This window comes from Micromonospora sp. MH33, from assembly GCF_003013775.1.
Classification (GTDB): domain Bacteria; phylum Actinomycetota; class Actinomycetes; order Mycobacteriales; family Micromonosporaceae; genus Micromonospora; species Micromonospora fulviviridis.
On record NZ_MUYZ01000024.1, the window covers coordinates 20318 to 43296 of the forward strand.

The 22979-nt window shown below is 69.4% G+C and carries 19 protein-coding genes and 1 pseudogene; 12 read left to right on the forward strand and 8 right to left on the reverse strand.

All coding sequences use genetic code 11. The annotated features are described in order from the left end of the window. Position 1: 1 nt before the first annotated feature. The 3 genes from B0E53_RS06715 to B0E53_RS06725 are packed head-to-tail and all read left to right on the forward strand — an operon-like array spanning position 2 to position 2794. Positions 2-721, forward strand: coding sequence for a phytanoyl-CoA dioxygenase family protein (locus B0E53_RS06715; RefSeq protein ID WP_246835274.1), 720 nt, complete (start codon positions 2-4; stop codon positions 719-721). Next, positions 718-1422, forward strand: coding sequence for an FkbM family methyltransferase (locus B0E53_RS06720; protein WP_107075198.1), 705 nt, complete (start codon positions 718-720; stop codon positions 1420-1422). Before B0E53_RS06715 ends, B0E53_RS06720 begins: the two co-directional genes overlap by 4 nt. After that, complete coding sequence (locus B0E53_RS06725; RefSeq protein WP_107075199.1) at positions 1412-2794, forward strand: hypothetical protein; 1383 nt, start codon at positions 1412-1414, stop codon at positions 2792-2794. Before B0E53_RS06720 ends, B0E53_RS06725 begins: the two co-directional genes overlap by 11 nt. Positions 2795-2797: 3 nt before the next feature. Here B0E53_RS06725 and gltX read toward each other — a convergent pair whose 3' ends face one another. From gltX to B0E53_RS06740, 3 genes are all read right to left on the reverse strand, one after another. Next, complete coding sequence (gene gltX / locus B0E53_RS06730) at positions 2798-4207, reverse strand: glutamate--tRNA ligase (protein WP_107075200.1); 1410 nt, start codon at positions 4205-4207, stop codon at positions 2798-2800. A 100-nt stretch (positions 4208-4307) separates the two neighbouring features. Next, positions 4308-5195, reverse strand: a complete 888-nt coding sequence (locus B0E53_RS06735) for a phosphotransferase (RefSeq protein ID WP_107075201.1) — start codon at positions 5193-5195, stop codon at positions 4308-4310. 7 nt (positions 5196-5202) lie between these two features. Further along, on the reverse strand, positions 5203-6573 hold the full coding sequence (locus tag B0E53_RS06740; RefSeq protein ID WP_107075202.1) for a hypothetical protein: 1371 nt from the start codon (positions 6571-6573) through the stop codon (positions 5203-5205). 496 nt (positions 6574-7069) lie between these two features. On the opposite strand from B0E53_RS06740, the gene B0E53_RS06745 reads away from it, so the two are divergent. From B0E53_RS06745 to B0E53_RS06755, 3 genes are all read left to right on the forward strand, one after another. After that, positions 7070-7252, forward strand: a complete 183-nt coding sequence (locus tag B0E53_RS06745; protein WP_210405961.1) for a hypothetical protein — start codon at positions 7070-7072, stop codon at positions 7250-7252. A 107-nt stretch (positions 7253-7359) separates the two neighbouring features. Then, positions 7360-8364 (forward strand): hypothetical protein, encoded by a 1005-nt coding sequence (locus tag B0E53_RS06750; RefSeq protein ID WP_107075203.1) that lies wholly within the window; start codon positions 7360-7362, stop codon positions 8362-8364. A 3-nt stretch (positions 8365-8367) separates the two neighbouring features. Next, a complete protein-coding gene (locus B0E53_RS06755) occupies positions 8368-9159 on the forward strand; it encodes an NYN domain-containing protein (RefSeq protein ID WP_107075204.1) in 792 nt (263 codons plus the stop codon). 165 nt (positions 9160-9324) lie between these two features. Here the strand turns inward: B0E53_RS06755 and B0E53_RS37380 are convergent, their stop codons facing one another. Then, a complete protein-coding gene (locus tag B0E53_RS37380) occupies positions 9325-9492 on the reverse strand; it encodes a hypothetical protein (protein WP_168215243.1) in 168 nt (55 codons plus the stop codon). 300 nt (positions 9493-9792) lie between these two features. Here B0E53_RS37380 and B0E53_RS36930 point away from each other — a divergent pair, with 300 nt between their 5' ends. Beyond that, the gene (locus B0E53_RS36930) at positions 9793-11814 is read left to right on the forward strand and encodes a WD40 repeat domain-containing protein (RefSeq protein ID WP_146167604.1); all 2022 of its coding nucleotides are present in this window, start codon (positions 9793-9795) and stop codon (positions 11812-11814) included. A 468-nt stretch (positions 11815-12282) separates the two neighbouring features. Here B0E53_RS36930 and B0E53_RS06765 read toward each other — a convergent pair whose 3' ends face one another. Next, positions 12283-13053 (reverse strand): SDR family oxidoreductase, encoded by a 771-nt coding sequence (locus B0E53_RS06765; RefSeq protein ID WP_246835275.1) that lies wholly within the window; start codon positions 13051-13053, stop codon positions 12283-12285. 166 nt (positions 13054-13219) lie between these two features. On the opposite strand from B0E53_RS06765, the gene B0E53_RS06770 reads away from it, so the two are divergent. From B0E53_RS06770 to B0E53_RS06780, 3 genes are read left to right on the forward strand one after another with little or no spacing between them, the layout of a single operon-like run. Further along, entirely contained in the window at positions 13220-14164 is a 945-nt protein-coding gene (locus B0E53_RS06770; protein WP_107075207.1) for an ATP-binding cassette domain-containing protein, read from the forward strand. Then, entirely contained in the window at positions 14164-14904 is a 741-nt protein-coding gene (locus tag B0E53_RS06775) for an ABC transporter permease (protein ID WP_107075208.1), read from the forward strand. Before B0E53_RS06770 ends, B0E53_RS06775 begins: the two co-directional genes overlap by 1 nt. A 53-nt stretch (positions 14905-14957) precedes the next feature. Then, positions 14958-15794 (forward strand): DUF4097 family beta strand repeat-containing protein, encoded by an 837-nt coding sequence (locus B0E53_RS06780; RefSeq protein WP_107075209.1) that lies wholly within the window; start codon positions 14958-14960, stop codon positions 15792-15794. A 3-nt stretch (positions 15795-15797) separates the two neighbouring features. Here B0E53_RS06780 and B0E53_RS06785 read toward each other — a convergent pair whose 3' ends face one another. Further along, a complete protein-coding gene (locus B0E53_RS06785) occupies positions 15798-18932 on the reverse strand; it encodes a BTAD domain-containing putative transcriptional regulator (protein WP_107075210.1) in 3135 nt (1044 codons plus the stop codon). Between the two features lie 154 nt (positions 18933-19086). Between B0E53_RS06785 and B0E53_RS06790 the strand changes: the two genes are divergently transcribed. Then, positions 19087-19569, forward strand: a complete 483-nt coding sequence (locus B0E53_RS06790; RefSeq protein WP_107075213.1) for a hypothetical protein — start codon at positions 19087-19089, stop codon at positions 19567-19569. Here the strand turns inward: B0E53_RS06790 and B0E53_RS06795 are convergent. Continuing rightward, complete coding sequence (locus tag B0E53_RS06795) at positions 19542-21926, reverse strand: glycosyl hydrolase family 65 protein (protein ID WP_107075211.1); 2385 nt, start codon at positions 21924-21926, stop codon at positions 19542-19544. The two genes, B0E53_RS06790 and B0E53_RS06795, sit on opposite strands and share 28 nt — an antisense overlap. A gap of 136 nt (positions 21927-22062) precedes the next feature. Between B0E53_RS06795 and B0E53_RS06800 the strand changes: the two genes are divergently transcribed. Next, positions 22063-22692, forward strand: a complete 630-nt coding sequence (locus tag B0E53_RS06800) for a phosphatase PAP2 family protein (protein WP_107075212.1) — start codon at positions 22063-22065, stop codon at positions 22690-22692. A gap of 21 nt (positions 22693-22713) precedes the next feature. Here B0E53_RS06800 and B0E53_RS06805 read toward each other — a convergent pair. Further along, a pseudogene (locus tag B0E53_RS06805) lies at positions 22714-22979 on the reverse strand (prepilin peptidase); the annotation flags it as partial.

Sequence of the window (22979 nt, forward strand, 5' to 3'; positions counted from 1 at the left end):
AGTGACCGGCGAAGACGTCCCGGACCGCTTCCGCCAGGACGGCTACCTCGCCATCGAGGGATTCCTGGAGCGCGAGACGTTGTCCCAGCTGCGCGCCGCCGCCGACCTGGCATTCGAGCAGGTCATCGGCCAGACCCTGTCCCTGCGGACGACGCATCCTCGCCTCACCTGGTGGCGCCTGCCGCATGGCCGACCATACGTCTTCAAGATCAAGCCTGTCGTCGATCTCGCACCGGCCTTCGCGGGCATAGCGGCAAGCGAAGATCTTGGATTCCTCGCCTCGTCTATGCTCGCCGCCAAGGCGACATTGATGGAGGACAAGGTCACCTACAAGGCGGCACTCGCCGATCCCGCCGCTTGGGCCGACCTGCCGGTTCTCGGCGAGGACGTCCGCAAACACTCGGATGCCTCGTACTTCGCGGCGCGAGGCTACAGCCGGGTGATCACGGTGGCGCTGTGTCTCGACGACTGCCCCGCAGCCGCAGGAGCGCTGCAGGTCTGGCCCGGTAGTCACCGACGTCCTGTGCGACACGAACCGACACCAAACCAGGGGCCGGTCGTCCCGGACGATGACGCGCCTGACGATCAGGCGGTGACGCTGGAGGCGTCAGCCGGATCGCTGCTCGCCTGGGATGCCGCGCTCGTGCACGCCAGCGGGCCGAACAACACCGACAGACCGCGGCGACTGCTGGTTCTCGGCTACTCGGCGAGCGGCTCATGACCCCCGCGCCGGACCCGCCGGACCGAGCGACCGGCGGCACCTCGCAGCCTCCGAACAGCGCCTTTGACCCCCCGTACACCCAACCGCATCCGTACTTCAGTCAGTGGGGTGAGGACCGTTGGCTCGTCGAACACCTGGCCGTTCCGGCGCAGGGAGTCTTCGTCGATATCGGGGCAGGCGACGGAGTACGGGGTAGCAACACCCTCTACTTCGAGAGGCGGGGATGGACGGGGTTGTGCGTCGATCCTGATCCACGGAACCGCGCGCCCCTGAACAGACGCCACTGCGTGGTACGCCACTGCGCCATCTCGAACACCGCTGGCAAGCAGACCTTCAGCCAGTACGACGCCAAGCCCTCCTGGTCCGGCCTTGGTGACCGGGGCCACGGCTACACCGTGGGCACCGTCTCCTGTCTCCGGCTCGGAGACCTGCTCCACGACCTCGGAATCGAGCGGGTAGACCTCCTTAACATCGATGTCGAAGGCACAGAGCTGGACGTCTGGTCGTCCTTCGACCCGGCCGAGCATCGCCCTGGGATCGTCATCATCGAGTACGACTCCCGACACCCGGGCCGCAGTGAGGAGCGGATCATCCGAGCTCTCGGGACTGATCGCTTCGAGCTCATACATCGAACTCCAGCCAACCTCGTCCTCCGTGGGCTGGATCCGGTGAGCCAGCGACGGTGGCGCCATGCGAGTTGACGATCTCCTCAAAGCGCTCGCCACTGCGATCCGGCCAAAGGTGGCCGGTGAGAGGGCGGTGGTGTTCTGCTCCCACAGCGCCGACAAGCTGCACTGGCGACATCTGCTGGCGGCTGCGGGCACAGCCGACGTCCTGGTCCTGGCCTTCGATGGCAATCTCCTCGCCGCCTTGCCCAGCCCGCCCGGCCCCCGCAGCGCCGCCCAACTGCTCGCGGACCGGCATGCTCTCCTCGCTACCCTCGCGACAGACTCGCCGCTGAGCGCACTCGTGAATCGCTTCGATCCCGACAGGCGAGCAGCGCTTCTCGTCACCGATCCTCTCGACCCGCCGGTGACAGGCAGCCGGCCGCGCATCGGCGCCAAGCACCCGAGTTGGAGCCTTTTCGAACACAAAAGCGTGGGGGATGTGCTGTGGGACTCGATCGGCCTGCCGCGCGCCGAATCAGTGGTGTACGACGAGCCAGCATCGCTGTGGCAGCCTGTCCTTGCGCCGGGGGCCGGAATCGTCTCCGCCAGGCAGACGTGCGGGGCCGAGCCCTCGGCCGGCGGTGGGGACATCCGATGGTCGAGCGCGGGCATACCCAGTCCGCAGGCGGAGTCGCCAGGGCGACGGCGGATCCGAGTAATGCCGATGATCCCTGGTGTGCCCTGCCGCCTGCACGGTCTGGTTCTCGTCGAGTCGACCGTCGCGTTCACCCCACTGGAGCTTCTGGTGCCGCGTAGGCCCGCCGACGGGACCTTTCTCTGCGCGGGCACCGCACCCATGCCCGTGGCCCAACAGCGTGGATTGATCGAGCTGACCCGGTGGACGGGCGAGGCTCTGCGCGGCCGGCTGGGCTACCGCGGAGGGTTCTCCGTTGACGGGATTCTCACCCAGAGCGGGTTCCGCCCCACCGACCTCAACACCAGGGTGACCTCGGCCTTCGAGACAGCACCTCCACCTCTGCGGGTCGCCGTCCACGCGAGCGCGCTCCTCGCCAGAGAGGGCCTGCGCGGCGTCGACGCGGCCGGACCCGGGCTGGCGGAGAACGTGCATCGCGCCCTGAACGACGCCGCCGACCTCAACCTGCTCACAGTGATAAGACAACCCACCCCGGTGGCGAGGCGCCATGTTCGCTGGCGCGATCGAGGGCTCGAACCGTGCCGGCCCGACGAGGCGCACGGCTCGGTCGAGGTCATCAACGGACCGCGGGGGACCGCCCTTCGGGCCCAACTAGCGCGGAAGCACCTGCCCATAGGCGTGTCGCCGCAGGAAAGCGTCGTGGTAGCTCTCCGCGCGGCTGACGAACTCCTCGGCACCGGGATCGGCGACCTGCAACCGCCACCCGCCGGACGCAGCGCCGCCCCCACACGGAGAAGCGGCGCCACGTAGCCGTTACGAGAGCCGGTCGATCGCGCTCCTGATCCTCGTGGCAGTACGGCTCCGGCCGAGCACCTCCAACGACTCGAACAGGGGCAGCCCGACGGTGCGGCCGGTCACGGCAACCCGGACCGGCGCCTGCGCCTTACCCAGCTTCAGCCCGCGAGCTGCCCCCAACTCCTCGACCGTGCGCTTGAGCGACTCGGTATCCCATTCCACCTTCTCGAAGGCGGTAGCCACCTCGGTGAGTAGCGCCAGGGCCTCCCCGCTCATGGCCTTCGTCCAGGCCGCCTCGTCGATCGACGGGAACGGCAGGAACAGGAAGTCGACCATTGCGACGATCTCGCTGAGCACCGCGACTCGGGTCTGCGCCAGCGGCGCGACAGCGGCGAAGGCCACCTCGTCGTAGTCCTCAGCCCGCCACGGGGCATACTCACCGCGCAGCCACGGCTGACACGCCGAGATGAACTGCTCCGTGCTCAACGAGCGGAGGTAATCGCCGTTGAAGGCCCGCAGCTTCTTGACGTCAAAGAACGCCGGCGAGGGATTGACGTCGGCCATCCGGAACTCCGTCACGATGTCGTCCCAGGGGAGGATCTCCCGGTCACCGGAGGGGGCCCAGCCGAGCAGCATCAGGTAGTTGCGCATCGCATCGGGTAGGTATCCCTCGGCGCGGAAGTCCTCCAGCGCGACCCGATCTCGGCGCTTGGACAGTTTCTGCCGCTTCTCGTTGACGAGGATCGGCGCGTGGGCCCACACCGGCGGCTCGTGCCCGAGCGCCACCCACAGCAGCTGCTGCTTAGGGGTGTTCGGCAAGTGCTCCTCAGCGCGGATGACATGGGTGATGCCCATGACCATGTCATCGACGACATTCGCGAGCAGAAACACCGGAGATCCGTCACCCCGTGCGATGACGAAGTCCTCAATCGTAGCGTTGTCGAACGTGGGCTCGCCGCGCACCAGATCCCGCACGACTGTCTGGCCCACGTCCGGCGTCCGGAAGCGCACCGCGCTGCCGGGAGCCGCAGCCAGCCCGCGGTCCCGGCAGTAACCGTCATACCCCTTGTGTTCGCTGCCGGTTCGCTCCACGACCTGCGTACGCACGCAGTCGCAGTAATAGGCCTGCCCTGCCGTGAGCAGCTTCGCGATGGCGTCACGGTGGTGCTGGACATAGGCGGACTGAAACAGAGGTCCCTCGTACTCATCAGGGCCGGCGCCGAGCCACGCCATGGCATCGATGATGCCCTGCACCCACTCTGGCCTACTGCGTTCGGCGTCCGTGTCCTCGATCCGCAGCACCATCGTGCCGCCGGACTGCTTGGCCAGCACCCAGTTGTAGAGCAGCGAGCGGGCGTTACCCACGTGGAACATGCCCGTCGGCGATGGGGCAAATCGAACGCGCACGGAGGAGTTTGCCGATGCCATGCACGCAGCGTACCGATTGGAGGCGGTCGCTTAACCGCATATCCCGGTCAGAAGTTACGCGTTCACGCGCACTAGGTTGGAGCGCCGGTCGGCCTTTCGGTCAGAGGATCTGCCAGCGACGCAGCTCGGCGCCCTTCTCGTTGCGAAGGCCGTCAAGCCGGCGATGCACCTCGGCGGCTGCCGATGTCCCGGGTCGGGACTTGCGCGCGTTAGTGGCGATCATCTGGAGTTCCCGCAATCTGCAGAGCTCTTCAAAACCCGACCAGGTGGTGGCCTCCCACCCGTAGCTGGCGGTGAAGTCCGCGAACGCCTCCCGGCCGCCGCCGAATCGGCGGCAGTGAACCGCGACGGTGGCGATGTCCCACTCTCGCGGGCCGATCGCTATACCGTCCCAGTCAGCCAGGACCGGGGTGCCGTCCAACCGTCGGAGAGCGTTGCGGGTTTGGGGATCGGATTGGATCAGGCTGTCTCCCAGCGGGAACGCCATCGATGACCAGGCCGCCCCGAGATCCTCGAGCCGGCTCAGCAACAGGTCGCGGTCCCGATCGTCGATGAGGTGGGCACTGTCCACCGATCGGCGGACGCTCTCGGCTGGTTGGAGCCTCGGCAGCTCCACTGGCGGCATCGGGAAGCCGTGCAGTTCCCGCAGGAGCTGCCCGAGTTCAGCGGTAGTGACGGGGTTGTCGTCCGCCGGGTTCAAACGCTGCCAAACCGTGACAGCGTGCCCGTCGACCACGAGTGGTTGAGCCGGCACGTGGGAGCACAGACCCACGGTCGGGAAGCCCTTTGCCGACAGCCAGTCGACTACTGCCACCACCGTCCGGGAGCGGTCGAACCCGAACTCCAACGGCGCGATTTTGACGACCACGTCACCCACGGCGTACACAGCATTCGTGTGATGCCGGAGCAACTGCGCGTCGGCAGCAGAGCAACCCAATCCCTGACACACCTTGGCGAGCAGCGGACGCGTTCGTGCCTCGACGAACATGTGGCCCCTAGGGTTCGCGCACAGCAGTTCCGGCTGCCAGGGTACGGCTCCGCTCGCGGCACACCCGCACGTACTCCGCCAACTCCATCACCTCCCTGCCCTGTGCGGGTTGCGGAATCGCCGCTACGACCTGAGCCGCCTTGGACAGGATGATCTCTGTACGCTGCAGCTCGGGCAGCCCGGAGACGGCGGCGCGTGCGGCCACTGCCGCCTCCGCGAATCGCAGGTCGCGCACGAGGCAGAGGGCACGGTCCAGGGAGATAAGAGCAGGATCAATCGGCACCCTCGGCCGGGAACCGTACAGGCCCAGGGCCTCGTCCTGGGTCCGGTACGCCTCTTTCGTATCGCCCAGCCATGTCCTTGCTCCGGACAGGTAGAACAGCAATCGCTTGGCGGGAAAGCGGAACGCCGCATCGCTGTCGTCGTCACCCGCCTCGTCGAACATGCGGTGGGCCTGCTCGATCGCCGCTCTCGCCTGGTCAACAGCCCCGAGGCGGGCCAACGCCCTCGCACGTCCTGCGGCTGCCAGCGCGCCGGACGGTGACGCCGAAGCGGTGATGGCGAGCGCCTGGTCCGCCATCACCACCGTCTGGTGCGGGTCACCGAAGTAGTAGGGCAGCATCGCCGCCTGGGCGCGTGCCAACACCTGGAGCCGCAGGTCCGCGCTGTCGTCCGCGGCGTGGATTGCAGTCCGGTACCACAAGCGCGCCTCACCGGCGTTGCCCAGTCGCATGAGCGCGTCGGCGCACATCGTCGCCAGCAGAGCCGCAGCGCCCGACAGACGGGCCTGAACCATTGCGGGTTGCCGCCGACGCGACAGGACCTGCACCTCGGCACACTCGGCCGCAAGGCTCGACAGCATGACCGTCGGCGGCGTCGAGGGGTAGACCCGCATGTGCTCGCTCGTCGACTCTTCGACCAACTCGAGGTGCCGAGGCGAGACGGTGGACGATGACAGCGCCTCGTCCAGCTCCTCGCGCAGGCGAGCGAGACCGCCCATGTCGGTAGGTGGACGCTCACTCATCACCTGGAGTGAGCGCTGAGCGCTCGTGGGTACGTGCCTGCGTACTGACTGAACCTCTCCAACGGCTGGCACATCCTGCTCACGGCCGAGACCCATGGTGGCTCGCGGAATGTTCAGGCCGAGGGCGACCCGCTCCAGCACCTCGTAGGCCGTGACTTGCCGCGCCCCCTTGGCGATTTCGGCGGCGCGGTTGGCGGAGACATCGACCAGAGCGGCGATCGCCCCGTAGGACACACCGCGAGCGTGCAGGAACCTGAAGATCACCGCAACGTCGCGCCGTTGCAGGAACTCCCTGATTGGTAGCCCTTCCCAGGTGCCCGACGTCCACCAAGCCGGGTCGATCCGGGCAACCATGATCACCTCCAGCGTGTGACCCGGCCAGCAGTAACTGGCCCCGGGGCGGGTGGGCGGCTTGTGGCTCAACCAAGCTACCCGTTGTCTCGCAAAGACTCCATAGCGTTAGGGCTAACCCGATTTGCGTGGAACAGCTCCAGGCCGAGGCATCAGCCCACTGGCTTCGGCGGTGGCCCTGGGCGCGGACATCCAGTCCATTGCGAATGGATTCCGTCCTGATACACGGACGTGGCCACAGACGAACCCACACGTCTGGCCCGCCAGCGATGGCCTGGATGGTGAGCATGACCGAAGGCCTGCGTGCCGAGTTCGACGTCATACGGAGGGACGGCCGCCAACGGCGTCACCTGGACCCGCAGCCCGCAAGGCCGCACCAGCCCAGCCGATCTGCTTCGCGAACTGGCCCAGCTCACGATGGGCCAGGTGGAGCGTGAGTGGAACTGGTGGCAGGACGGCCGCGCCCAGCAGGAACACGAGCGGCGATGGGCAGTACACGATGATCGACACGAGAAAGCCAAAGGAGTGCGACACAGCCGTTGCCCTCATCGCCGACCTGAAGGCCCTCGCTGATCGCGACGGAGACCCCGAGACGTTCCGGCAGCGGATACGGCTGTTGCGCGAGCCGCACGCGCGCAAACCGAGCTTGCTGGACCGGCTCGACCGGGCCGACCTCGGCTGAATTCGGGGACAGACGACTCAACTGCGGGCCCCACAGCGCATGGAGTGAGCGGTAGCATCGCGCGTCGGAGCGTACCCGTGCGGTGACAGAGGGAGCGACGATCGGTCATGTCCTTCGTGCCTCCCCCGCCGACGAGCCGGCACTGGACCGTCACCGCCGTCGCCACCGCGGTCGCAACACCGGCGTTGGTATGGGGCGTCGACCGGTCGTACCGGTCCACGGAGCGGTGCCTGTCGGCCCACGGATCATCGATCGGCGATTCGGACGCCGATATTCCCGACGCGTGCTCGGACATCAGCGCGCTCCTAGCCCTGTTGGTACTGCTCGCCGGTGCCTACGTCGTGGCGACGGCGATCACCGGGTTGTGTGTGGGGGTGGCCGAGGGACGCCGCCAGCTCGGCTTCGGCCACCGACGCTGGCTCGCAGTGAGCGTCGTCGCTGTCGCGGCCCCGTGGGCGCTGGCCGCCTACGCCGCCGGCTACGGCATCGGCCGGCTGCTATGGCCTCCTGCCGTCGACACCTCGTGGGCGGACGGTCGTGACGCCGCGCGTCGTACCCTCGAATTCCTCGCCCTGGGCGGACAGCCCGGCTCCGTGCCCACGCCGGGATTCCTCACCGAGGAACCGGTTCACCTGGACGCCCGGCTGCACTACGCGCGGCACTACGGCACGACGGTGACCTACCAGCAGACCTCCGCGCTGGCGTTCGGGTCGGCGGCCTTCGTCACCGGCGCCCTGCTCGCCAACGCCGTCGGCAACAGCAGTGCCCGCTCCCGAGCCGAACGCCTGGCCCGCCCGCAGTGGCGCGAGCACCAACCGACCCGGATGGTGCTCACTCCCACCAGAACCTGGTGCCACTCCTTCGGGCGATGGCTGTCGTTCGACCACGCCGCCGTCAGGGAATACCACCTGGACGCGCACGGCGTGGTGCTCCTCTTCGCCGACAGCGAGCCGCTGCGCCTGACCGGGCCGGCCGCCTGGCTGCACGCGGTCCTCTTCGCGTACTTCCGCTTCGGCGCCCAAGCACTGACCACAGCGACCTTCCTCCTACCGATCCGCGCCACGCAGTCACCGGCCCCATCTGCCGTGACCTCACCCTCGACCCGCAGGTGAAACATGGACAATAACGAACAGAGGACCACCCGCTTGGCGGTTCTCATCGATGCCGACAACGCTCAGCCCGCAGTCGTCGCCCCGCTGCTGGCCGAGATCGCGAAGTACGGAACGGCCCATGCCAAACGCGCCTACGGGGACTGGACCGGCACCAGCCTCCGTGGCTGGAAGGAACACCTTCTCGCGCAATCCATCCAACCGATCCAGCAGTTCGCCTACACCACTGGCAAGAACGCCACCGACGCCGCCCTCATCATCGACGCGATGGACCTGCTCTACACCGGGCGATTCGACGGATTCTGCATCGTCTCTAGCGACAGCGACTTCACGCGCCTGGCCTCACGGATCCGCGAATCCGGGCTGACCGTCTACGGCTTCGGCGAGCGCAAGACGCCCCAATCGTTCGTCGCCGCCTGCGACAAGTTCATCTACACCGAGAACCTCAAGCTCGACCCTCCGGCATCGCAACAAGCGGTTGCCGTCAAGCCGCGTACATCCATAGTCGACCCCAGCAACGACACGACCCTCGTGAGGCTGCTCCGGGACACGATCGAAGCCGCCTCCGGCGACGACGGCTGGGCACACCTGGCCAGCGTCGGGCACATCCTCACCAAACGCCGTCCCGACTTCGACTCCCGCACCTACGGGTTCACCAAACTCACGGACCTCGTCGCAGCCACCGCTCTCTTCGAGGTAGACCGCCGACTCCCCGCCGACGGTAAACCCGCCGTGGTCTACGTTCGCGACCCCCACGCCTCGACGCGGCACCGCCTGGACTCACCGCCGCTGGCCTGAGGGCTGGGCGCCTTCGGCGTGCCCCCTACCGCAAAACCTCACCGCGAGCGATGTCGCGGTAGTGCGCAGTAGCGGATGCCCAAGCGTTTCCCGTGTTCTGGTAGCACCGCCCGACCAGCAGAGCGCTCAAGGTCGTCGGGCGCCGACCTTGAGCGCTCGCCGGGCTCACGCAGCGTCGTCGCCGCCGCGTTCAGCGTTGCGATTACGAATTCGGCTCCGGCCACGCCAGCGAGCAACCATCGTGGCCGCTGCTGCAAGGCCGGCCATGATCAGTGCCGTCGGCAGGTTCTCGAGAATGCCATCCAGTGCGGCGCTGGAAAGCTCGTTGATCATGCTCCACTCCTCCGTCTACCCTTCCGGACCTGACGGAAATTCTCGGCACCGGGCCAGGCCCACAGACACGCTGCGTTACAGGCGGCGGCAAGATAGATCACCCCGGACAAGACCAGCACGCTCAGCCACCGGCGAGGTGCGAGCCGGCACATCCCGGTACGTTCCAGTACACGGCAAGACTGAAGGAGCGTTAAATTCGACCGCCGCATCGAAGGTCACTACGCTTGATCGCGCCTGCCGCCCGGCGGGCGGGCCTCGACCTTCAGGGGTGGCATGGCGGCGCTGAGTCGCGCTCCTGGCGTGACCGGAAGATTGAAGCGGCTCAACGATGAGCTGCACATCCTCCATGCCCGGGCCGGATGGCCGTCGGTCCGCGACATGGCACGTGCGTGCGACTGCGGCCCGAACATCATCAAGAACGTCTTCTCGGTCGCCCGGACCCCCAGCCTGCCGCGGCTGCTCGGGATCGTCGCGTTTCTCGCCAAGCTCGATCGCAAGGCCGATCCGGACGAGTTGTGCGACCGCTTCGACGCACTGTGGCAGGCCGCCATGGCGGACCAAGTACCGGACCTCTTCCCACCGAAGATCACTGACAGTGATGACGAGGACGGCTTCGAGCCTCCTGCGGCTGGAGCTCGGCCTGACCCTCCCGGTCCTGTCGGGCCGAGGGGCGGAGGAGTGAGCACACCTCCCACCGCCAGTGAGCCGACAGCACCCTCGCCGACCGGTGGCGTCGCGCGCGAATCCGGGCCGGAGAGCCATGGCGACGAGTGGCGCGCGCTCTTCGTTGGCGTCGACACGTACCTGACGGCCGGCGCGGCGCCAGTCGTCCATCGTGACCTGAGACCAGCCAGGCAGCTCGCCGGCATATTCCGAGAGTCCGCCGACGACGGACAATCGCCGGACACCAACGAACTCCTGTTGAATCCGACGCGGGAGCGCCTCTGGTCATCGTTCGTCGAGGCGGCGTCCCAGGCTCGGGAAACGCTGATCATTTACTACATTGGCCACGGAATACGGGATGCTCGGACATCCGAGGTTTACTTGTCCGCAGCTGACACCGTCACCACCGCCGACGGCTTCACGATAAATGCAATCAGCGTCCGGGACATCCGATACCTACTGGCACTGAGCCCAGTGAAGCAGCTCGTCTTGATCGTTGACGCGCACTTCGACAACCGTCCGGAGCGCCAGACGACCGTGCTGCCGGTCCGTCCAGTCCCGGACGAGCCGTACCACGTTGCGTCGGATTCGTTGCGACGGAGGGTCTTTGTCATGTCGCACAGCGCCGAAGAGGACACGGACCTATCCGCGTTTTCGTCTGGGCTCGTACAGGTCTTCCACGCAACTGGCAGCGGCAAGAGCATGGCAGCCGTTCACGCTCAGATGGCCGCGCTCGCCGAGGCGCAAAATTGGCGAGGACCGCGAAGGGCTTACCTCAACGACGGAGACCAGATTCCACTGGACGGCTTGCTGCGCGATCGAGAGTCGAACCTGATCTCTGTCTGGCGTGTCAACAACCGTTTCCAGCTAACTCGAACGGCCACTCCGCCATTCGCCATCCCCGGTGATGCCCTCGTGGCAGTTAACCGAAATGGCCATGGGCTATCCGTTGCCCGCGCAGGCGCGCACCTCAGCGTCCAGCTACGGAGCATGCGGCACGACGGCACAAAACCCGACATTCAACCAGTCACAGAGCGACCACATCACCGCGTCGAGTCTTTGGCTCTGGCTGCTGTCACTGGCGGTCGAACCGTGCTGCTTGCTAGCAGCAGTTATGGCCTGCTGGAGTACTGGACCTGGGCTCAGGGCAGCGAAATAGCCGCGACGACGGCAGCCCATATGTGGTCAGTCAATGCGGTTGCCGCAGTTGTTCCTCCGGACGGAAATGCTGTCCTTTGCGCGATTAGCGACAGCAAGACCATCATCAGCTGGACTACACAAGAGGGCACAAATAGTCCAAGCCTGCTGCAGGTAGACGACGACGTCAGTGCGGCAGCGCTGGCATTTACTTCAGATGAGCGAGTGTTGGTAATCGCCGGTCATTCAACGGGCAGGGTTATCGCCCGAGACCTTGAGAGTGGTCAGGTGCTCGCGGACTTGAACACCTGGCACGCAGGAGGAGTCACGGCGATCGCCGCTGGCTCGACACTTGACGGTCACATCATCGTGGCGACGGCTGACGAAAGCGGAACCGTGCAGGTTTGGGATCTAGCGAACCAGACAGAAATTGGTCAGCCCATCCGGGGGGTCAGCAACAGGGTAGTGCTCGCAGCCGTATCGGACGCGGAAGGCGTCAGGTTCGTCATCGAGAACGAGTAGGCAATCACTTGAGCACAAGCGGGCCAGCCCTGGCCGCGACTTGGGCGTCGAAGGCGGGATGTGAAGCACAGGGAGCGGCGTGACTACCGTCATGCCGCTCCCGCTTGATCGACCGCTACGTCAGGCCGAGGGCTGCGGGTGCTCCAAGGGTGCTCGGACGCCCGCAACCCAGGACGGACCCATCGGCAAACCGCGAGCATTACCCGGGGCTGGCTGCCTGCGGCCAATGGGCGCTGCGTTATCCCAGGCGCCGGACCAGCGCGGACGCGACGGGACGGCACCCCCCGCTGCCCGGACCGAACCTAAAGGTGACAATCCTACGGAATCTGTGATTACCTGGGCACTTTTAATCCATAGGTTCAGGGTTCGAGTCCCTGGCGGCCCACTCCTCCACAGGTCAGCGGCCCCGACCGGGGTCGCTGTTGCCATGTTCGGGGCCGCTCATCCATCCCGAGGCTGCCCGTGCGGTCAGGAAAGTCCCCCGTCGCTGTTCAGCAGTTGGCCGTTGATCCAGCCTCCCTCGGGCGAGCACAGGAACGCGACGAGGTTCGCGCAGTCCTGCGGGCGCCCGAGCCGTCCGAGCGGCGTGGAGCGTAGGACTGCGGCTTTGATCTCCGCCGTCATCCAGCCGGTGTCGGTGGGGCCTGGGTCGATGGCGTTGGCGGTCACGCCGAGGTGGGCCAGTTCCTGGGCAGCCGCCAGGGTGATCCGGTCGAGGGCGCCTTTGCTGGCCCCGTATGGCAGGTTGCCGACGGTGGCGTCACTGGTCAGGCTGACGATGCGGCCGGTGCCGTGCGCCCCTCGGAACCGTTGGGCGTACTCGCGGATCAGGAGCCAGCTCGCCCGGGCGTTCACCGCGAAGTGACGGTCGAAGCTCTCGATGCTGGTGTCGAGCAGGCCCGAGTTGACGCTCTCGCAGTGAGCGAGGATCAACGCTGTGACGTGGCCCAGCTCGCGCTCCACAGATTCGAAGACGGCGGCCGTGGCGTGGGGATCACTGAGGTCCGCCTCGATCGCGACGGTTCTTGCCCCGTGCTCGCCGGCTTGGACGCTGAGTTGCGTCACGGCCTCGGGATCGGCTCCCCAGGGCATCCGCTCGTCGTACGGGGTCCAGTAGGTGAACGCGACATCCCAGCCGGTCGCAGCCAGCTTCAGCACCACTGATGCGGCAATGCCGGCGCTGCGGCCGGCGCCCGTCACCAGGGCGACGGGGCGACGCTGTTGGTCCGTGTCATCCATGAGTGCCATCCGCGGCCGCACCCCCTCGACACGTCATCCTTGCCGGCCGGTTGGAGACCGTCACCGCAATTACCGGACCGGCGCCACCCATCAGGTCGGGGCGTGTCAGCTGTCGTGTCAGGGGCGTGTCAGGGGGGTGGCAGGCCGGGCGCCGATGGTGGTCCGCATGACGAGTTCAGCGATCGCGGCTTCAGGGCTGCGGAAGGCGTACAAGGACAAGGTCGTTCTCGACGGCATCGACCTCGATGTCGCCGCGGGCACGGTCTTCTCCCTGCTCGGCCCGAACGGTGCGGGCAAGACGACGACGGTCAACGTGCTGACCACGTTGATGAGGGCCGACGGCGGCACGGTCCGCGTCGCCGGCCATGACGTGGCGACCGAGACCAAGGCCGTACGCGCGGCCATCGGGGTCACCGGCCAGTTCGCCGCGGTGGACGACCTGCTGACCGGCCGCGAGAACCTGCAACTGATGGCGGCGCTCAAGGGTCTGCGCCCGGGCGAGAGCAAGCTGGTGGTCGACGACCTGCTGGAGCGGTTCGACCTGGCGGAGTCGGCGCAGAAGATGGCGGCGACCTATTCCGGGGGTATGCGCCGGAAGCTGGATCTGGCGATGACCCTGGTCGGCAAGCCGAGGATCATCTTCCTGGACGAGCCGACGACGGGCCTGGACCCGCGCAGCCGCCGGACGATGTGGGACATCATCCGCCATCTGGTGGCCGAGGGCGTGACTATCTTCCTGACCACCCAGTACCTGGAGGAAGCCGACCGGCTCGCGGACCGGATCGCGGTGCTCGACCAGGGCAAGCTGGTCGCCCAGGGCACCCCCGCCGAGCTCAAGCGGCAGATCCCCGGCAGTCACGTCCGGCTCCGGTTCGCGGGCGACCTCGAACTCGACTCCGCGATGCGGGTCCTCACCGACGCCACGCGCGACGACGAGGAGGACCTGATCCTGCGGGTTCCCAGCGACGGTGGGGCGAGATCGCTGCGCGCCCTGCTGGCACAACTCGACACCCATTCCATCGAGGTCGAGGAGTTCTCGGTGCACACGCCGGACCTCGACGACGTCTTCCTTGCCCTGACCGGCCGTACCAGCACGAAGGTGAGCGCGTGATGAGCCACTCGACGACCATGCTCGGTCGCAACTTCAAGCACACCCTCCGCAACCCCGTCGCGGTGTTCAACGCGGTCCTGTTCCCGATCGTCATCATGCTGATGTTCGTCTACGTCATCGGCGGCGCCTTCGACATCGACGGCAAGTACATCGACTACATCGCCCCCGGCATGATCGTGTTGACGATCTGCTACGGGCTGAGCGCCACCGCGCTGGCCGTGAACTCCGACATGACGAAGGGAATCATCAACCGCTTCAAGGTCATGGACATCTCCCGCAGTGCCGTACTGAGCGCCCATGTCGCCGCCAGCATGCTCCGCAGCCTGATCGCCATCGCGGCCATCATCGGGGTGGCGTTCGCGCTGGGATTCCGGCCGGCGGCGAGTTTCCTCGAATGGCTGGGCGTGATCGGTCTCATCGTGCTGGTCTCCTTCGCGACCAGCTGGATCACCGTCGCCCTGGGGCTGGCTGCCAAGACGCCGGAATCGGCGGGGCTGACCTCCGTGCCGCTGGTCATGCTGCCGTTCCTGAGCAGTGCGATCGTCCCGGCCGAGACGATGGGAGCGGGGGTGCGGCAGTTCGCCGAGTACCAGCCCTTCACCCCGATCATCGAGACCCTGCGCGACCTGCTGACCGGCGCGCCTTCCACGGGCAGCGCGGTCGCCGCCCTGGCCTGGTGCGTCGGGATCGCCCTCGTCGGATACGTCTGGGCGCTCTCCACCTTCAAGAAGCGAGCCTGACCAACCAACCGGGGCGGTCGCCCAACCGTCACGAAGTACGAGGAGGAGTTGTCATGCCCACATTCGCCACGCCAGCCCCCGTCACCGCCACCGTGGAGGTCGCCGGCGCTCAGGTGCGGGTCACCGCGAGCGACCGGACCGACATCGTGGTGCTGGTCGAGCCCATCGACGCGGCGAGCCGCAAGGACGTCAAGGTGGCCGAGAAGACCACCGTCGACTTCGCCGGCGGTCGGCTGTCGGTCAAGACGACCGTCTCCGGGGACAAGGACGGATCGGTCGCCATCACGATCGACCTGCCCACCGGCTCCAGCCTCATCGCGTACGGGGCGCACTCGGACGTTCAGGCCGACGGCGTGTTCGGCGAGTGCGAGCTGCACATGGCCTCGGGCCGGGTCCAGGTCGACCGCGTCAACGCGCTGCGGGCGAACATCGCGTCCGGTGAGGTCGGGATCGGCCACATCGCCGGGCGCGCCGACATCGACGGCGGGGCGTTCGCGATGCGGATCGGCGAGGTCGAGGGCGCGGTCGCGCTGTCCAACTCGGGCGGGCGGACCTGGATCGGTCACGCCTTCACCGACGTCGAGCTCAGCAGCGCCAGCTGCGACTTCGACATCGACCGCGCCGACGGCAACGTCACCGCCACGACGGCCAGCGGCGCCATCCGGATCGGCCGGATGACCCACGGGCACGCGAAGCTGATGAACGGCTCGGGAAACATCGAAGTGGGCATCAGCGAGAGCGCCGCCGCCGACATCGACGCCGACAGCGAGCGCGCGTCGGTACGGGACTCCGTTTCGCCAGACGGAAACCCTGACCCGTCGGACAGCAAGGTCTCCGTCCACGCCCGCACCCGGCACGGCGACATCATCATCCGCCGCGCCGCGGGCTGACCCTCACGAGGCGAGCGCGACCTCGACCAGCTCAGCCGCGCTCGACCGCGCACCTTCCCGCGTCACCTCGGCGAACCGTGCTTCGCCGAGGTGACGCCGCGCGTCCCGCTCGATTCTGGCCGCGTCGGGGTGGGAGCGGTCCGGCAGTCCGCGTACGCCGACGCTGGCCGCGAGCAGCCGCGCCGCCTGCTCGTACTGGTCGCGGCGTAGTGCGAGGTCGGCGACCCCGACGAGGATCTGGGCGATCTGGAACGGGTGTCCCGCCTCGGACGCCGCCAGCCAGGCCGCCACGCGGTGGGTACGGGACTCGCGGAGATCGTCGGCCAGGTAGCCGAGCACGTCGTGGATGCCCGCGCGGATGTGCGCCTGCTCCGCGTCGTCGCCCAGAACGGCGGTCGCGATGCCGAGCTGGTGGCGTGCCTCCGCGGCGTCACCGCCCCGGCGCGCGAGCTCCGCCCTGGCGAGCGCCAGCTCGACCAGCGCATGTGGCCAGGTGACCCCTTCGGCGCACCGCTCGGCCTCGGCGATGGCGGCCGCGCTGGAGTCCCGATCGCCGGACAACGAGAACAGCAGGGCCTGCTGGGTCCGTAGCCGGATGACGTCCTCGATGGCGCCGACCTCGGTGACGACCGCGACCGCCTGCTCGTAGTGCTCGCACGCACCGGCGAACTCACCGCGCATCGCGAGTTGGCCCGCCAGCTCGGCCAGGGCCAGGGAGATCCCGAATCGTTCGCCGAGCGCCCGGAACTCGGCGAGCGCCAGCTCCAGGTTGGCCTCCGCATCGGGCCCGGCCCGGCCGAGCATGATCCGCATCTTGCCGGCCTGCCAACGGGCCAGGGCGCGTACCCACGGGTCTTCGCTGTCCAGCAACGACTCGAACGCGGACACCGCGGTTTCCGGCGCCTGCAGGATGCGTTCCAGCGGGGCGACCAGGCCCAGCAGCGGGTTGCGGTGCCGACTCTGCTGACTGAACCGGTACGCCTTGTGGATCCATTCGGCGCCCTGGTGCTCGTCGCCCCGCCCGGAGGTCACGAAGAGCACCACCAGCCCGTACGTCATGGCCCGGACGTCATCGGTCACCTCGCCGGGGACGCCGGTGGCCGCGATCATCAGCTCGATGCCTTCGGCCCGGCGCCCGCCCAGCCACCAGTACCAACCGGCGGCCGCCGCCAGCCGCATCGCCGCCTGCGCCTCACCGGCAGCGATCGCCCCCCGCATCGCGGCACCGATGTTGTCGTGCTCCGCCTCGAGCGTGGCGAGCCATTCCAGTTGCTCGGCACGGCGCAGATGCGGCTCCGCGGTCTCGGCCAGCTCGGTGAAGTACGCGAGATGCGCCTGACGAGCCAGGTCCGACTCGCCCGCCTCGGCGAGCCGGTCCGCGGCGTACTCCTTGATCGTGCTGATCATCCGGTAGCGCGGCGCGCCGTCGCCCTCGCTGAGCAGCAGCGACTTCTCGGCCAGCGAGGTGAGCAATTCGAGTACGTCGTCCTGCTCCACCGCGTCGCCGGCGCAGACCCGCTCGGCCGCCTCCAGGCTCGCCCCGCCGGAGAACACCGAGAGCCTGCGCAGGACCGTCCGTTCGGCGTCGGTGAGCAGCTCCCAGCTCCAGTCGACCACGGCGCGCAGCGTCTTGTGTCGCGGCAACGCGGTACGGCTCCCGCTGGTCAGCAGGCGGAACCGGTCGTCGAGCCGGTTGGCGAGCTGGTTGATGGACATGGTGCGCAGCCTGGCGGCGGCCAGTTCGATCGCCAGCGGCATGCCGTCCAGCGCCCGGCACACGCGCACCATCGTCGACAGGGTGTGGTCGTCGATTCCGAGGTCCTTGCGCACCGCACCCGCCCGGTCGCGCAGCAGGCGGACGGCCGGCGAGGAGGCGACCTCGCCCGGGCTGGCGCCGGTCGGCACGGCCAGCGGCTCGACCGACCACAGCGCCTCCCCGGTGATGCCGAGCGGCTCCCTGCTGGTCGCCAGGATCCGCAGCCGTCGGCACTCCCCGAGCACCCGATCGGCGAACCGCGCCGCCGACTCGATGACGTGCTCGCAGTTGTCCAGGATCAGCAGCGCCTCCCGCTCGCGGATCGCGGCGATCAGCCCGTCCGCCGGGTCGGCGCTCGGTCCTGCGCCGAGCAGCGCGTCCCGGAGCCCGAGCCCGGTGAGCGTCGCCTGCGCCACGTCACCGTCGGCGCCGATGGCGGCAAGTTCGACCAACCAGACTCCGTCGGGCAGGTCACCGACCATCGTGCGCGCGGTCTCGGTGGCCAGCCTGGTCTTGCCCGAACCGCCGGGCCCGATCAAGGTGGTCAGCCGGTGCTCCGCGACGAGCCCGCGGACGGCGGCGACATCGGCGTCCCGGCCGACGAAGCTGGTGAGCTCGGCGCGCACGTTGGTCTTCCGGTTCTCCTCCCGCCGGCCCAACTCGCCCCGCAGCAACGCTGTGTGCAGGGCCGACAGCTCCGGCGAGGGATCGACGCCCAGCGCGTCGGCCAGGGCCTCCCTCGTGCGTTCGTAGGTGAGCAGGGCCTCGGCGTCGCGGCCGGCCGCCACCAGGGCCCGCATCAGCGCGGCGACCAGCGGTTCCCGCAGCGGATGCGCGGTCACCGCGTCGGTCAGTTCCGCGACCACCTCCGCGCCGTGGCCGAGACCGACCTCCGCCTCGAAGCGATCCTCCATCGCGGTCAGGCGCAGCCCTTCGAGTCGCGTCACCGCCGCGTCGAACGCCTTGCTGTTCTCCAACCCGACGTCCTGCATGGCGGCGCCGCGCCACAGGGCGAGGGCCTCGCGCAACAGCCGGACCCGCGGTAGGCCCTCCTCCTGGCGAGCCCGGGCCACGAGGCGTTCGAACCGCAGGGCGTCGACGGCGTCGGGGTCCACCAGCAGCCGGTAGCCGCCCGGCTGCCCCTCGACCACGCCTCCCGGCAGCGCCTTCCGCAGCCGGGAAGCCAGGCGTTGCAGGGCGTTCGCGGCGTCCGCGGGTGGGTTCTCCCCCCAGATCCAGTCGATGAGCGTCGCCTTCGGGACGACACGGCGCGGTTCGACCGCCAGGGCGATCAACAGCGCGCGCAACCGGGCGCCCGGCACGTCGGCCAGGATGCCGTCGTTCGTGCGGACCTCGAAGGGTCCGAGCATCCTGACCTGCACCCGCTGATCCTCCCACGGCGGCTCGCCGGCGCCAGCTCGCACTACCAGCCGCCCCGGCTGGGCGACACACCGCTGACCCGTCGTGTCCGTGATCCGGCTGTCGAAGCCGTTCACCTGGTACGACGGTGGGACCAGCCGAGCCGAGGAGGTACCGATGACCGGTGGACGGGAGACCGTGGAGGTCGACCCGGTGGTGTTCCGCGCCGTCTACGACTCGCCCGCCTCGCTGCCGGGCCGGCACCGCTGGACCACCCCGGAGTCGGACGTGCGCCGGCTGGAGAAGCTGCTGAACATGCCGGCGCGCAGCATCGGCGCCCCGCTCTGGGTCAGCGGCGACGAGCCGGACTGCCCGAAGTGCGGTCGCCGGGTGAACTGGTACGACATCGTCTCCTCGGCGCTGCACGGGGTGCACGACCGGGGCATGATCGCGCGGGTCATCCTCGGCGAGCGCAAGTACGTCAACACCGAGGTGCCGGACGCCGTCCCCGGCGTGCACTGCGCCGACTGCCGCACCCCGATCGAGGGGCTGCGCAGCTTCAAGTGCCACAACTGGGCGTACGCCTTCGAGGAGCTGGAGGAGATCGTCGAGCGGATGTCGGGCGTGCCGAGTCAGCCGGCGCCGCCCACGTCCTCCTGACTCCGGCGGGGCGGCCGGCGGCCGGGCGGTGAGGGCGGCTCGGGGCCCGGATCGGGCACCGGCGGCATGGGCCGGGTGACCGGGGCGTCGCCGGTCACCCGCAGCCGCTCGCCGTGGTGCCACAGCTCGACGGCGTCGGCCGGGCCGGCGTCGGGCAGCTCGTAGCGGGCCACCTCCGGGGTCAGCGTGACCCGCAGCCGGTGCCCGTGCCAGCGCAGGTGGAAGGCGAGCCGGGTGATCCGGCGGGGCAGCCGCGGGTCGAAGGAGAGCACACCCCGGTCGTCGCGCAGCCCGCCGAAGCCCTGCGCCACCACCAGCCAGGCCCCGGCCAGCGAGGCCAGGTGCAGCCCGTCAGCGGTCTTGTCGCCGAGGTCCTCCAGGTCCTGCAACGCCGTCTCGGCGAACAGGTCGTACGCCAGGTCGAGGTGGCCGACCTCGGCGGCGAGGATCGCCTGCGCGGAGGCCGACAGCGAGGAGTCCCGGACGGTCCGGGCCTCGTAGTAGGCGAAGTTGCGCGCCTTCTCGTCGGCGGTGAACTCGCCGGGGCAGCGCAGCATCGCCAGCACCAGGTCGGCCTGCTTGACCACCTGCTTGCGGTACAGCTCCAGGTAGGGGAAGTGCAGCAGCAGGGGATAGTCGTCCGCGCGGGTGTTCGCGAAGTCCCACTCGGGCTGCTCGGTGAAGCCCGCGGACTGCTGGTGCACCCCGCGCTTGCCGTCGTACGGGACGTGCACCGCGTCGGCGGCGGCCCGCCAGCCGGCGATCTCGGCCGGGTCGACGCCGAGCCGGGCGCCGGCCTCCGGGAGGCGCTCGGCGGCGTCGGCGGCGCCGCGCAGGTTGCGCCGGGCCATCAGGTTGGTGAAGAGGTTGTCGTCGGCCAGCGCGGAGTACTCGTCGGGGCCGGTGAGCCCGGTCAGGTGGAAGGTGCCGGTGTCCGACCAGTGGCCGTACCGGTGCCAGAGCCGGGCCGTCTCCACCAGCAGCTCCACGCCGCACTCGGCGAGGAACTCGGCGTCGCCGGTGGCCGCGACGTGGCGCAGCACCGCGTCGGCGATGTCGGCGTTGACGTGCAGCCCGGCGCTGCCCGCCGGCCAGTAGCCGGAGCACTCCCGGCCGCCGAGGGTGCGCCACGGGAAGGTGGCCCCGGCCAGCCGCAGCTCGGCGGCACGCTCCCGGGCCTCGGGCAGGTGCGCGCGCCGCCAGCGCAGCGCCGAGCGGGCCAGCCCCGGCGTCAGGTACGTGAGCACCGGCAGCACATAGCCCTCGGTGTCCCAGAGGACGTGGCCGTCGTAGCCGTTGCCGGTCAGCCCCTTGGCCGGGATGGTCCGGTCGCCGTCGGCCCGGCCGGACTGGAGCAGGTGGAACACCGCGAACCGGAGCGCCTGCTGGAGTTCCGGGTCGCCGTCCAGCTCGACGTCGGCGGTGGCCCAGGCGGCGTCGAGGGCGGCCCGCTGCGCGTCGAGCAGGGCGGCGAAGCCCTCGGCCCGGGCCGCGTCCGCCTCCGCGACGACCAGGTCGGCCAGCTCGTCGGCCGGGGTGCCGCCGACGTGCGCGCACTCGTACGCGGCGAACCGGGTGACCCGGATCCGCTCGCCGGGGCGCAGCGGGCCGGTGACCGCCAGCCGGAACCGGTCGGGGGTCAGCTCGGTGTCGGTCGCGGCGGTGCCCGGCGCGTCGACCCGGTGGGCGACCGCGACGGCGACCCGCTGGGCGCTGCGTTCGGTCCGGTGCACGAGCACCCCGTCGGTGCCGTCGTGCCGGCCCGTCTCGGCGGTGAGCGGGTCGTGGATCACCGACGCGGCGCGCGGGTCGTCGGCCCGCTCCGGTACCCGCTCGTTGGCGAGCAGGTCGGCGCAGACCCGCACCTCGACCGGGCCGTCCAGCGGTTCGACCTGGTAGTCGACCGCGGCGACCGGCCGGCGGGGCAGCGAGACCAGCCGGGTGCTGCGGACCCGGACACCCCGGCCGCCCGGCGAGATCCACTCGGTATCCCGGTGGATCACCCCGGCGCGCAGGTCGAGGACCCGCTCGTGCCGCCGGACCGTCCCGGTCCGCAGGTCCAGCGGCTCACCGCCGACCCAGAGCCGGACCAGCGCGGCGTTCGGGGCGCTGATCACGGTGTCACTGTGCTCGGGGAAGCCGTACCCGTCCTCCGGGTAGCTCAGCTCGCGCCGCTCGTGGAACCCGTTGAGGTAGGTGCCGGGCATCTCGTACGGCTCGCCCTCGTCGAGGGTGCCGCGCCAGCCCACCCAGCCGTTGCCCAGCGCGAAGATCGACTCGGTCTCGCCGAGCCGGTCCAGGTCCGCCGCGGTACGGCGGATCCGCCAGCTCTCGTCGCCCTGGGCGCTGTGCGGCACGGGTCCTCCCGAGGTCGGTACGTCGCGGCCACCGACTCAGCCCCGGCTGAGAGGCGCCTGAGACTTCGGTGCCCCGACAGTCATTCCCCCGCCACCCTCCAGGTGAACGGGGTATGAACAGTTGGTGAGGTGATTCATGACTGACGCTGTGATGACCGACGTGCCGGATGTCAGTGTCGACTGGTACCACGACATCGTCGAGTTCGCCGACCGCACGCCGGAACCGGTCCACTGGTTCGCCGTGCACTTCACCGAGGGGGCCATCGTCCTGCTCGGGGTGCTGCTGGTGCTGGCCGCGCTGTCCCGGCTGGTCGGCGGCGACCTCCGGAGCCGGGCGCTCGCCCTGGCCGCGCCGGTCGCGGTGGTCTGCGCGTACGCGTCCAGCGAGGGGCTGAAGACTCTCGTCGCCGAGGACCGGCCCTGCCGCAGCCCCGCCGACCTGGTGATCGTGGCCGCGCACTGCCCGCCGCCCGGCGACTGGTCGTTCCCGAGCAACCACGCCACCATCGCGGGTGCGCTGGCCGCCGCCGCGCTGCTGCTGCACCGCCGGATCGGCCTCGTGGCCGTCCCGCTGGCCGCGCTGGCCGCGTTCTCCCGCACCTTCGTCGGCGTGCACTACCCGCACGACGTGGCCGCTGGCCTGCTGCTCGGCGTGCTGGTGGGCACCCTGCTCACCCCGGTGCTGGCCCGCCCGGTGGCCGACGTGCTGCGCTGGCGGGTCCGCCGCGCCGCCACCCGGCCGGCCGTCCGGACCGTCCGGCGCTGACCCGTTCACCGCCGCCGGCGCTCACGTCGTCAGGACGAGGGTGAGGGCGGTGCCGACGATCAGCGACGGACCGAACGGCAGGTGGCTGGACCAGCGGACCCGGCGGGCCGCCAGCAGCGCCAGGCCGGCCACCGCGGAGAGGGTGACCGCGAGCAGCAGGCCCGCCACCAGCACCGGCCAGCCGTACCAGCCGAGCAGCGCCCCGGCGCCGAGCGCCAGCTTGGCGTCGCCGAGGCCGAACCCGCGCCGGCCGAGCAGCAGGGTGGTCGCCGCGAAGCCCGCGCCGA